Raw genomic sequence first — 11,790 nt, 5'->3', positions numbered from 1 at the left:
TTCGTCATTAATCATTAAACCATGAAGCTGAACCTGAGAAAACCCATTGTGTTTTTCGATCTGGAAACTACCGGAACCGATATTTGTAAAGATCGCATTGTGGAGATCAGTGTGCTGAAAGTGACGCCGGATGGGGAAGAAATTCTGAAAACGCGCAAGATCAACCCAACCATTCCTATTCCGCTGGAATCGAGCATGATCCATAAGATTTACGACGATGACGTAAAGGATTGCCCGACGTTTGCGAAAGTGGCGAAGAACCTGCACGAGTTTATGCAAGGCTGCGATCTGGGTGGTTATAATTTGCTGAAGTTCGATATTCCGTTACTGGCCGAGGAGTTTCTGCGTTGCGATATTGAATTCGATATTTCAAACCGCGCAGTGGTAGATGTTTGCCGTATTTTTCACCAGATGGAGCAACGAACTTTAAGCGCGGCTTACAAATTTTACTGCGACAAAGCGCTGAATAATGCGCACAGCGCCGAAGCCGATACTGTGGCAACTTATGAAATTCTGAAAGCGCAGATCCAGCGGTATGAAAACGTGAGCATGGTTTCGGCGGATCTGAAAGAGGTTTTTCCGGTTTGTAATGATATGCAGCAGCTTCACAAATTTACGGCGCAGAACACTGCCGATCTTTCGGGCCGGATAGTTTACAATAACGCTGGCCGTGAAGTTTTCAATTTCGGGAAATATAAAAATATGCCGGTGGAAGATGTGCTGGCAAAGGAACCGAGTTATTATGATTGGATGATGAAAGGCGAGTTTCCGCTTTATACCAAAAAAGTTTTGACGAAAATAAAACTGCGCGGCGTTACCATGTTCAAAGCTTAAAATATTCCTTTTAAGGTCTACAAAAAATCAGATGTTAACTTTTGGAAATATCTGGCCACGCAAATAATAAAAAAGTCTGGCATTACTGCCAGACTTTTTTACCTTAAAACCATACCGTTTTTATTTCTTTTTCTGCCGCTTATCGCCGGCCAACGTGGTGGCAGCAAGAACTACAATGGCGGTTAGAATGATCTTCTTCCACATATTACCTGCGCATAAAATTATTGCTTTCCGCTACGGTATAGGAACAGGCACCGGCGCTAGATTCTTCCTGGCATTCGGAACCGGTTATTACGTTGTGATCGTAGGTGAACAGGCAGAAATCGCAATCGCGGCTAGTGGTAATGTATTTCCGGGAGTCGGGGCTTACGTATAAACTGTTATCTTCGGAAACATGGAGCTCTAAAGCCATCATCCGGAATTCGCCGTTTTTCTGGCCAATTCCTACGGCATAATAGTACGGCTTATCATTTTTAGTTGCCTGCACCCTTCTGATCTGCGCATGATCTACTACGGTGCCATCGCCAAATTCATCGATGAACGGTTGCAGCAATTTTTCCTGCGGCACGGCGTACGTTACGCTGTCGAAGATCATTTGCCCGAGTAATTTTCCGGCTACGGCTTTTTCACCGTTCTTCTCTACCGGCATGTTCGTTACTTCCGGAAAATTGCCTTCGCGCTGGCAGGCCGAACCGAATAACACGGCTATACTAAAAATGAATGCGTACTTTTTCATGGCTTTACCCTACCGTTTTAGCGTGGTTTATAATATTTCATGGCTTCTGGCATTAACCGCCGCAAATCATTTATACGAGTTTGGTCGGAAGGGTGGGTAGATAAAAATTCCGGAGGCGCCTGTCCGCCACTTTTAGCTGCCATGCGTTCCCAAAACGGAATTGCCTGTTGCGGATCGTAACCAGCCATAGCCATGAAGATCAAGCCTAAATGGTCCGCTTCAGATTCCTGCGTGCGACCGTATTTCAATAACCCTAAACCCGAACCAACATTATAAGAAGTTAAGAACAGGTTGCGGGTTTGAGCCGGTTTCTGCGACAGGGCTACGTCTAAAGCTACGCCACCTAATTGCTGCGCCAGGCCCTGACTCATACGTTCGTTACCATGTTTGGCAATGGCGTGCGCAATTTCGTGGCCCATTACTACGGCCAGGCCGGTTTCGTTTTGAGTTAAGGGCAGAATACCGGTGTAAACCACCACTTTACCACCGGGCATACACCAGGCATTTGGTGTATTATCTTCCACGAGGTTAAATTCCCACTGAAAACCAGCCAGTTCGTTGCTTAAATTGTTCTGCGCCATGTAACTTTCTACGGCCTGCTGAATGCGTTGCCCCACCCTTTTTACCATGGCCGTATTGGCAGCATCGGAAGAAAGACGGTTTTGTTTCAGGAAGGCATCGTATTCGCTGAAGCTCATGGAAAGCATTTGCGAATCTGGGACCAGATCGAGCTGGCGGCGGCCGGTAACCGGAACGGTGGAACAGCTAACGGCAGCAAACAAGCAACTGGCAAGGAAAATTTTTCTTAACATAATTATTCTACTTTTTAGTCTGAAAAAGATAGCGTTTTTAATTCGCCATAAGGCAATTGCACCTCTATACGTTTTTTGCTATATAAAATGTTTGCTTCCGGCTGAAAATCCTGTTGGGTAGAATATTCGTAAGCGGTGTTTTTTGGAGCCGGGCAATAAACTTGCGGGTTAGCCTGTTTTCCCTGAAAATTAAGTTTTACTTTTGAAGGAAGAAATTCCCTGCTATGAAAATACTTTGCATTGGCCGTAATTACGCCGACCATATTGCCGAACTGAAAAACGAAATTCCGGACGAACCGGTAATTTTTACCAAGCCCGATACCGCTTTACTGCGTCAGAACGCGCCTTTTTACTTCCCCGATTTCTCGAACGACATTCACCACGAAATTGAACTGATCTTGAGAATCAGCAAGGAAGGAAAGAATATTCAGCCGAAATTTGCGCAGAATTATTACGATGGCATTGGCCTGGGCGTAGATTTTACCGCCCGCGATCTGCAGTCCAAAGCTAAAGCCAAAGGTTTACCCTGGACGCTGGCCAAAGAATTTAACGGCTCCGCCCCTGTTTCCGAATTCAAACCCGTTTCCGATTTCCCGGATCAGAATAACATCAATTTCAGCCTGAAAATAAATGGCGAAGTGCGGCAGCAAGGTAATTCTGAGTTGATGATGCACAAGTTTGCCGATATTATTGCCTTCATTTCCAGATACATTACACTGAAAAAAGGCGACATTATTTTTACCGGAACGCCTGCCGGTGTAGGCCCGGTTAAGATCGGCGACCGGCTGGAAGGTTTTATCGAAAACGATAAAATGCTCGATTTTGAAGTGAAGTAAATTTGAAGATCTGGAAATTTGAAGATTTGAAAATGCGAACTATCATTATGAATCTTTAATTTCTAATTTCTCATTGCTAATTTTTAATTACCTTTTGTTTTGAAGTTCAGATTTTTTGCAGCGAGTTTTTTTGCGTTTTTCAGTACCGTTTTTTCTGCGTTGGCCCAGATTCCGGCCGATGTACCTTTAGATTATTTCCTGTTCCCGATTAAACCTGGTCAGCAGAATTTCCTTTCGGGCAGCATGGGTGAGATCCGGCCGAGCCACTTTCACGGTGGCATCGATATTAAGACCGATGGCGTGGAAGGTTTGCCGGTTTATGCGGCCGCCGATGGTTACGTTTCGCGCTACAAACAATCGAGCTACGGTTATGGCAACGTGGTTTATTTAACGCACCCGAACGGGCTGGTAACGGTTTACGGGCATTTACAGCGTTTTGCAGAACCAATTGCCGGTTTTATGCTGCGCAAGCAGTACGAATATCAGAGTTTTGAGCTGGAACTGAAGCCCGAAAAAGATATTTTCAAATTTAAGAAAGGTGATATTATTGGTTATAGCGGCAACACCGGCGGCTCCGGCGGTCCGCATTTGCACTTCGAGATCCGCGACAAAGACGATGTGCAATACAACGTTCTGAAGTTCAAATTTCCGGAGATTCAGGATAAAATTGCGCCAACCATTAATAAAATTGCCCTTAAAACGCTTTCTATTGATGGCCGGGTAAATAACGAATTCGGCAGATTTGAATTTGTACCAACCAAAGCCGGCAGTTTTTACAGCCTGAAAGATACCGTTTTTGCGCACGGGCAGCTTGGGCTGGAAATGATGGCCTGGGACCGATTAGACAAAGCTGAAAACAAGAATGGCGTACAACAAGTGGATCTGACTGTGAACGGCAAACTGGTTTACAGTCATTATATAGATGCTATTCCGCTGGAAAAAAGCCGCCAGGTTTCCTGCCATATTAATTACGAAGTGCTGAAACGCTATGGAAAAAGCTTCGAAAAGTGCTATGTGGACGATGGCAACGGCTTACCGATCTATTCCCAGACTTTTCAGAAAGGCAAATTCTATATTAAGCCGAACACAAAAAACGACGTAGTGCTGACGCTGAAAGACACTTACCAGAATACCACCACGCTGCGCTTTACCATTATCGGCCAGAAACCGCAGTTTGCGGGCACCACAAAAAAGCCTAAAAAGCCGCAACTCGATTTCGAACTGGATGAAAATATTCTGAAAGTTACGGCCAACGATACGGCCAGCAAGTTTCGCAACGTGGAGCTGTTTGTCGGGTTGAAGAAATACAATTTATTGCCAAGTTATGCAACTGCGGCGGGCACGGTGCACCTTTATGATGTTCGCGGCGGTATTCCGGATTCGATCTTGTTCTGCGGCATTTCCAAAAAACCGGGTATCCGGCAGGTGGTGCCTTACGGCCAGGAACTGAGTTATACCGATAACCATGTGAACGTGATTTTCCAGGCAAATTCATTGTACGATACGCTTTACCTGAAAACCAGTCAGGACGCCGATTTTTTTACGGTGAACGATATGTTTACCCCGCTTTTCGGCCCGATAAAATTAACGCTGAAACCGAAAACCCTGCCAACCGGCGACCTGAGCAAAGCTTCTGTTTATTATGCCGGTTGGGGTAAAAGCCGTGGTTTTGAAGGCGGCAAATGGGAAAACGGAACCATTACTACAACCACCAAAAACCTCGGTAAATTCCGGATCTTAAACGATACCACTGCCCCAACCGTAAAATTGCTCATGAAAAACAAAGATGTAATTTCCTTCCGCGTGCGCGACGATCTTTCGGGGCTGGCATCTTACAAGCTGGAAGTAAACGGCAAATTCGTGTTACTGAAATTTGAGCATAAAAAAGCGCTGATGTGGTCAGAAAAACTGGATAAAAAGGTACCTTTGTCGGGCGATGTGGTTTTGCGCGTGAAAGATAATGTGGGGAACGAAACGGTTTACAAAACCAAGATTTAACTGATTTGAAAATCCGGAGATTTGAAGATTTGAAAACGATCTTCGGAATTCCTTTAAATTTCAGCTTATGACCTTACAGATTGGCGATATTGCTCCCGATTTTGAAGTAAAGAACCAGCACGGCGAACCGGTGAAACTTTCCGGTTTCCGGGGCAAAAAAGTGGTGCTTTACTTTTACCCGAAAGACGATACGCCCGGCTGTACCGCCCAGGCCTGCAGCCTCCGCGATAATTACACCGAACTGCTGAATCAAGGCTACGTGGTTTTGGGCGTAAGCGTAGACAACGAAAAGAAACATCAGAAATTTATAGATAAATACGAACTGCCTTTTCCGCTGCTGGCCGATACGGAACATGAAATTGTGGAGAAATACGGTGTGTGGCAGGAAAAAAGCATGTACGGCCGCAAATACATGGGCACCATGCGCTATACTTTTGTGATAGATGAGGAAGGAAAAATCGAATACATCATCACCAAAGTGGACACGAAAAACCACGCGGCCCAAATTCTGAAAAGCTAACCTAAGAAGTTGAACTGTGAAAATCGCGGTTCAACTTTTTGGCTTATATTGGTAGCATTTTGGAATAATTAAACCATTGGGATATTAAAGCAAAATGAAACACATTTTTAATTTAATATTATATTTCTTCATTTTAAGCTGTTCAAATTCTAAAAATGATGGTGATTCAGAAAAAGCTATTGATCTTAAGGATAATAAAAAGCATGAATGGCCAACTTTTATAATTGATGGGTATAGTTATGTTGATACATCTAAACGTACATACAAATTAAAGTTTAAATATCCACCTAGCTTGGTTGTTGAGCAGTGCAAAATGGGGCTCTGTATAGGAAAGAAAATAAAAACGAAGGCTCCTGATGATCCAATTACCAATACAATGGATTGCTGTATCAGGTCATCAGATTTACGACTAATGTCTGCTCTGGTGTATTTGGAAGGTAAAAATCCTGATCTTCATCCTTTCCATGAAAGTATAAGTTCAGTAAAAATAGCAGATAGGGATGCCGACCGGGTTCAGCTTATTGAAAATAAAACGAATAAAATACTTAAGGATTATGTGTTTTTAGATCTATTGGAATATGAGATCACCTACGAAATTGTAAACACCAAGCTTTCCCCGATAGACTTTGATTATTTTTTAAAGACCATAGAAATTACGCAAAATTAATCAATAAATAACGTTGGGTTATATTACTACAACATTGTAAATCAAAATCAACTTTTCAACCAAAACAATACCGATTTCAATTGTTTATTAATAATTTTTAATTCTTAATTCCTAATTATATACAATGAACCCTTTTAACAAAAACGTTGACGAACTGAACCAGATGGCTTCGCAGGTGCGCCGCGACATTCTGCGCATGGTGCATGCCGTAAATTCCGGTCACCCGGGCGGCTCGCTGGGCTGTACTGAATTCCTGGTTACACTTTACTTTAAAGTAATGGACCACAACCCGAAATTCGACATGGATGGCGTAGGCGAAGATTTGTTCTTCCTTTCCAACGGCCACATTTCCCCGGTTTGGTACAGCGTTTTGGCCCGTTCCGGCTACTTCGATGTGAAAGAACTGGCTACGTTCCGTAAACTGAATTCGCGTTTACAAGGTCACCCAGCCACGCACGAACATTTACCAGGCATCCGTATTGCTTCCGGTTCTTTGGGCCAGGGTTTATCGGCAGCTTTGGGTGCGGCGCAGGCTAAAAAACTGAACAACGACGACAAACTGGTTTACGTGCTGATGGGCGACGGTGAAATTGAAGAAGGCCAGGTTTGGGAAGCAGCTATGTATGCACACCACCACAAAGTAGATAATTTAATTGCTACGATCGACGTAAATGGTCAGCAGATCGATGGTCCGACCGACGCTGTTATGAGCTTAGGCAACCTGCGCGCCAAGTGGGAAGCGTTCGGTTGGAAAGTTTTGGAAACGCAAGGCAACAATATTGATGAATTGCTGCCTACTTTGGAAGAAGCGAAAAGCTTAACTGTTCAGGGCCAGCCAATTATGATATTAATGCATACCGAGATGGGTTACGGCATCGATTTCATGATGGGTTCGCATAAATGGCACGGTGTAGCACCGAACGATGCGCAGCTGCAGCAAGCGTTATTGCAGGCCGCAGAAACCGCCGGCGACTACTAATTTCCCGAACCCTGGCAGGCTGAAAACGGTATGATTTTGGAGCTAAAAACTGCTTCAACAAAAATCATTTTATGCAAAACTTCTTCCGGTTATTCGTTTTTCTGTTCTTCTTAAGTTTCGCGGCGCAGGCCCAAAATAAACCTGCTCCTACCCCGAAACCCAAGAAAACCCGCATCTTATTTCTGCTCGATGGCTCGGGTAGTATGAATGCAAAATGGGAAAACAGCGTGCGGATGACGGTGGCCAAGCAATTGCTTACCAAAATGGTAGATTCGCTGAAAACGCATAAAAACCTGGAAATGGCTTTGCGCGTGTACGGTCACCAATTCCCGAATAAGGAAAATAACTGCACAGACAGCAAACTGGAAGTAGCCTTTGCGCCCGGAAATTCGGATCAGATCAAGAAACGCATAAAAGCCATTACGCCGAAGGGAAACACGCCAATTACCTATTCGCTGGAGCAAAGCGCGAAAGATTTTCCTGCTGAGCCCAACACCCGGAACGTGATCATTATTATAACCGACGGGCTGGAAAGTTGCAAAGGCGATCCGTGTAAAGCTTCATTAGCGTTGCAGAAAAAACGGATCTTTTTGCGGCCGTTTGTAATTGGTATTGGCGCAACGGAAGAGTTTCAGAAGCAGTTCGAATGTGTTGGTCAGTATTACAATGCGGCCGACATTAAAACGTTCGAAAATGTGCTGGACGATGTGGTAACTACCGCTTTGAGCTCCACCACGGTAAGCGTAGAACTGAAAGACGAACAAGGCAAACCGGTAGAAACGAATGTGAACATGACGTTCATTAATAACATCACCGGCGAACCGGAATACAACTACGTGCACTACCTGGATGCCAACGGCAAAACTGATATTCTGGACATCGATGCGCTGCTGAACTACGACCTGGTAATCAATACGATTCCGCAGATAGTAGAGAAAAACCTGAAGATAAAAGCAGGTAAACACAACGTTTTTTCGGTTACCGCACCGCAGGGTTATCTGAATTTCCGACAGGAAGCGCCTCCGGCTTACGGCACGGTTACGGCAATTATTCGAAAGAATGGTTCGCCGCAAACACTGGCCTGGACTACCTACGGCACCACCCAGAAACTGCTGGCCGGAAAGTACGATATCGAGTTACTGACCTTACCGCGCTATTATTTAAATGATGTGGTGGTAAAACAAGGCGAAACGAAGATTGTAAGTTACCCGATGCCCGGTTTGCTGAATGTTACTTCAGAATTACAAGGCTATGGCAGTATTTATACGATAGATAGCGAAGGCGGCCAGAAATGGATCTATAATCTGCCGGAAAGCAACAGCAAAATAAACCTGCCGTTGCTTCCCGGAAAATACCGGCTGGTGTACCGCGCCAAAAGCGCCCGCGCCAGCAAGTTTACCGAAACGAAAAACTTCACTATAACCAGCGGCAAAACCACTACTCTGAAACTTTTCGGGCAGTAGGTTTCTGTAGCAAGTAGAAGGATGAAAGTAGAATAACTTTTATCTGAAATGTTAAATTAAGTAAGAACTAAAAAAATACGATGCGGAAGTTGAAAGGTATTTGATCTAAAGTCCCCCTTTGGAGGGGGTTGGGGGAGGATTTTTACGTTATTTGATCAAATGTAAAATCTGATAATGCTCCTTTCCTCCCCCTACCCCCTCCAAAGGGGGACTGATCGCAATTCCGTCGAATCCTGCATCTTGAAAACATTAAACCATAAAAATGAAAGATTTTCCTTACACCGAATCGAAAGATACCCGTTCTGGTTTTGGCGCGGGCTTATTAGAATTAGGCAGAACCAACCCGAACGTAGTGGGCCTGTGCGCGGACTTAACCGGTTCCCTGAAAATGGACGCGTTTCAGAAAGAATTTCCGGAGCGTTTCTTCCAGGTAGGTATTGCAGAAGCCAACATGATCGGTCTGGCTGCCGGTATGACCATTGGCGGTAAAATTCCGTTCACCGGTACATTTGCTAACTTCTCTACCGGCCGCGTTTACGATCAGATCCGTCAGAGTGTGGCATATTCCGGCAAAAACGTAAAAATCTGCGCTTCGCACGCCGGTCTTACTTTAGGCGAAGACGGCGCCACGCACCAGATCCTGGAAGATTTGGGCATGATGAAAATGCTGCCGCACATGACCGTAATTAACCCTTGCGACTTCAACCAGACTAAAGCTGCGACTATTGCTATTGCAGAGCACGAAGGCCCGGTTTATCTGCGTTTTGGCCGTCCGGTTGTGCCAAATTTCACGCCAGCAGATCAGAAATTTGAGATTGGTAAAGCAGTTGTTCTGAACGAAGGTAAAGACGTTTCGATCTTCGCAACGGGCCATTTGGTTTGGAAAGCGATCCTGGCAGGTAAACTTTTAGCCGAGCAGGGAATTGATGCGGAAATAATAAATATCCACACGATTAAACCTTTGGATGAAGAAGCCATCTTAAAGAGCGTAAGCAAAACGCGCTGCGTGGTTTCGGCAGAAGAGCACCAGTTCAACGGCGGTTTAGGCGATAGCATTGCGCAACTTTTAGCCCGCAAAATGCCGCTTCCGCTGGAAATGGTTGGTGTGAACGACAGCTTCGGTGAAAGCGGAACTCCGGATCAATTAATGGAGAAATACGGCCTGAACGAAAACGCTATCGTAGAAGCCGTAAAAACTGTAATGGCGCGGAAGTAATAATGATTAATGGATAATGATTAATTTTTAATTGTTTCCGCTAATTCTGAAAGGCTGTTGCTTACCTGTAGGCAACAGCCTTTTTGTTTAAAAACGGTATGGTTTTGGGATAAAAAAATCAACAACGTATAACCGAACTGGCGCAAGTGTTAAGCGTTAGTATCACTTGTGCCAGTAAATGCCAGAAAAAACAAATAACCAAACTTGGAAGACAAAGAGATACTTGAAAAATTCATGAAGGAAGAAAGCCGGAACATGGCTTTCAACCAGCTCGTGCGCAAGTATCAGCAGAAGGTTTACTGGCACATCCGGAAAATGGTGATTGACCACGAAGATGCCGATGATCTGACGCAGGAAGTTTTCATAAAAGTCTGGAAGCACCTGGAAAATTTCCGGCAGGATTCGCAGCTTTATACCTGGTTGTATCGCATTGCTACGAACGAATGCCTGAACTTCCTGAAAAGCAAAAAACGCAAATTCTTTCTGCCTATTAATGATGTTTCGGCCGAGCTTTCCGCTAAAATCGATCAGTCGGATTTAATTGATGGCGATGAAATTCAGCTGAAGCTGCAAAAAGCTTTGCTCAGACTTCCGGATAAACAACGCCTGGTTTTCAACATGAAATATTACGACGAGTTGAAGTACGAAGAGATTTCAGAGATTCTGGGAACCAGCGTGGGCGCTTTAAAAGCCTCTTATCACCTGGCGGTAAAAAAAATTGAAGAATACGTTACCAAAGATTAAACCATTGCAAATAAAAGAATTCTAAGCAGTATGAAACCGAAATTTAATATGGAAGAACTGAGGCGGGAGAATGTTTACAACGTGCCAGAAAATTATTTCGACAAGTTGCCAAACCGGATCATGCAGCGCGTAACGGCTTCGCCAACTGAAACTTCCGAAGTATTGGGCTGGCTTTCGAAACCAGTGCGACTGGCTTTAGCGGGTTCGGGTTTTGCGGCCGTTTTTGCTACCGTATTCATGTTAAATATGAATCAGAACGAAACAATGCAAGGCGATCTGCTGGCCCAGGTTCCGGAAACTGAAATTGTAAATTACCTGCTGGCTTCAGAACAAATGGATCGCAGCGATCTGGCTGTTTTAAATGCAGCCGACCAGGATTTTACGCATGAATTTATTGCTGCCAATACCACTGAAATACGACAGGAATTGGAAGAAATGCCGTTAGACGAAACCTATTATTAACCATGAAAACTTTACGAACATATACCTTACTTTTTGCCCTGATCTGCATAGCGTTTTCGGCGCATGCTCAGAACAGCCATGGTAAACGCACTGAAAAAATTGAGGCTGCCCGCACGGCTTTCCTTACCGATAAAATGAACCTGAGCCAGGAACAATCGCAGAATTTCTGGCCGATTTACAACGAATATGAAGCCAAACGCAAGGAACTTCGTCATAAAAGCCGTCCGTTTAAAGGAAAGAACCTGGAAACATTGAACGATGCGCAAATTAAGGAACAAATGAATCTGATGTTTGATACGCGCCAGAAAGAACTGAACCTGGATAAAGAATATGCCGAAAAATTCCAGAGAGTGATTTCGGTGCGACAGTTGGCCGCCATGTATAAAGGCGAACGCGAATTTATGAAAGTGCTGCTGCAGAAATTGAATGATGATAAACCAAAGAATTAATCTGTTTTCTACTAGGGTGAATGTGAAAAACGGGGTGCAGATGCGCTCCGTTTTTTTGTGTCCAAACGCTATGG

General features: G+C 44.4%; 13 protein-coding genes. 11 read left to right on the top strand and 2 right to left on the bottom strand.

What is annotated here, in order from left to right; all coding sequences use genetic code 11:
- Positions 1 to 21: 21 nt before the first annotated feature.
- Complete coding sequence (locus ACFPIB_RS13435) at positions 22 to 834, top strand: exonuclease domain-containing protein (protein WP_378017981.1); 813 nt, start codon at positions 22 to 24, stop codon at positions 832 to 834.
- A gap of 205 nt (positions 835 to 1,039) precedes the next feature.
- Here the strand turns inward: ACFPIB_RS13435 and ACFPIB_RS13430 are convergent, their stop codons facing one another.
- Both ACFPIB_RS13430 and ACFPIB_RS13425 read right to left on the bottom strand, forming a co-directional pair.
- Positions 1,040 to 1,570, bottom strand: coding sequence for a hypothetical protein (locus tag ACFPIB_RS13430; protein WP_378017980.1), 531 nt, complete (start codon positions 1,568 to 1,570; stop codon positions 1,040 to 1,042).
- A gap of 17 nt (positions 1,571 to 1,587) precedes the next feature.
- Positions 1,588 to 2,382, bottom strand: a complete 795-nt coding sequence (locus tag ACFPIB_RS13425; RefSeq protein ID WP_378017979.1) for a M48 family metallopeptidase — start codon at positions 2,380 to 2,382, stop codon at positions 1,588 to 1,590.
- A 224-nt stretch (positions 2,383 to 2,606) separates the two neighbouring features.
- Here ACFPIB_RS13425 and ACFPIB_RS13420 point away from each other — a divergent pair, with 224 nt between their 5' ends.
- The 10 genes from ACFPIB_RS13420 to ACFPIB_RS13375 all read left to right on the top strand — a co-directional run bounded on the left by ACFPIB_RS13420 (position 2,607) and on the right by ACFPIB_RS13375 (position 11,716).
- On the top strand, positions 2,607 to 3,218 hold the full coding sequence (locus tag ACFPIB_RS13420; protein WP_378017978.1) for a fumarylacetoacetate hydrolase family protein: 612 nt from the start codon (positions 2,607 to 2,609) through the stop codon (positions 3,216 to 3,218).
- A gap of 99 nt (positions 3,219 to 3,317) precedes the next feature.
- Complete coding sequence (locus ACFPIB_RS13415; protein WP_378017977.1) at positions 3,318 to 5,216, top strand: M23 family metallopeptidase; 1,899 nt, start codon at positions 3,318 to 3,320, stop codon at positions 5,214 to 5,216.
- A 67-nt stretch (positions 5,217 to 5,283) separates the two neighbouring features.
- Complete coding sequence (bcp, locus tag ACFPIB_RS13410; RefSeq protein WP_378017976.1) at positions 5,284 to 5,736, top strand: thioredoxin-dependent thiol peroxidase; 453 nt, start codon at positions 5,284 to 5,286, stop codon at positions 5,734 to 5,736.
- A gap of 94 nt (positions 5,737 to 5,830) precedes the next feature.
- Complete coding sequence (locus ACFPIB_RS13405; protein WP_378017975.1) at positions 5,831 to 6,403, top strand: hypothetical protein; 573 nt, start codon at positions 5,831 to 5,833, stop codon at positions 6,401 to 6,403.
- A gap of 124 nt (positions 6,404 to 6,527) precedes the next feature.
- Positions 6,528 to 7,382 (top strand): transketolase, encoded by an 855-nt coding sequence (locus ACFPIB_RS13400; protein WP_378017974.1) that lies wholly within the window; start codon positions 6,528 to 6,530, stop codon positions 7,380 to 7,382.
- 71 nt (positions 7,383 to 7,453) lie between these two features.
- Positions 7,454 to 8,845 carry a vWA domain-containing protein gene (locus tag ACFPIB_RS13395; RefSeq protein ID WP_378017973.1) on the top strand — a complete coding sequence of 464 codons (1,392 nt, stop codon included), beginning with the start codon at positions 7,454 to 7,456 and terminating at the stop codon, positions 8,843 to 8,845.
- A gap of 262 nt (positions 8,846 to 9,107) precedes the next feature.
- Positions 9,108 to 10,061: a transketolase family protein gene (locus ACFPIB_RS13390; protein WP_378017972.1), complete on the top strand. Its 954-nt coding sequence runs from the start codon at positions 9,108 to 9,110 to the stop codon at positions 10,059 to 10,061.
- Between the two features lie 204 nt (positions 10,062 to 10,265).
- Positions 10,266 to 10,805: an RNA polymerase sigma factor gene (locus tag ACFPIB_RS13385; RefSeq protein WP_378017971.1), complete on the top strand. Its 540-nt coding sequence runs from the start codon at positions 10,266 to 10,268 to the stop codon at positions 10,803 to 10,805.
- A gap of 30 nt (positions 10,806 to 10,835) precedes the next feature.
- Entirely contained in the window at positions 10,836 to 11,267 is a 432-nt protein-coding gene (locus ACFPIB_RS13380) for a hypothetical protein (RefSeq protein WP_378017970.1), read from the top strand.
- A 2-nt stretch (positions 11,268 to 11,269) separates the two neighbouring features.
- Positions 11,270 to 11,716: a hypothetical protein gene (locus tag ACFPIB_RS13375; protein WP_378017969.1), complete on the top strand. Its 447-nt coding sequence runs from the start codon at positions 11,270 to 11,272 to the stop codon at positions 11,714 to 11,716.
- The last annotated feature ends 74 nt before the right edge of the window (positions 11,717 to 11,790 follow it).

This window comes from Adhaeribacter terreus (assembly GCF_042657365.1).
Classification (GTDB): domain Bacteria; phylum Bacteroidota; class Bacteroidia; order Cytophagales; family Hymenobacteraceae; genus Adhaeribacter_A; species Adhaeribacter_A terreus.
The sequence above is the reverse complement of the archived record's forward strand: the minus strand, read 5'-3'. Positions and strand labels throughout refer to the sequence as shown.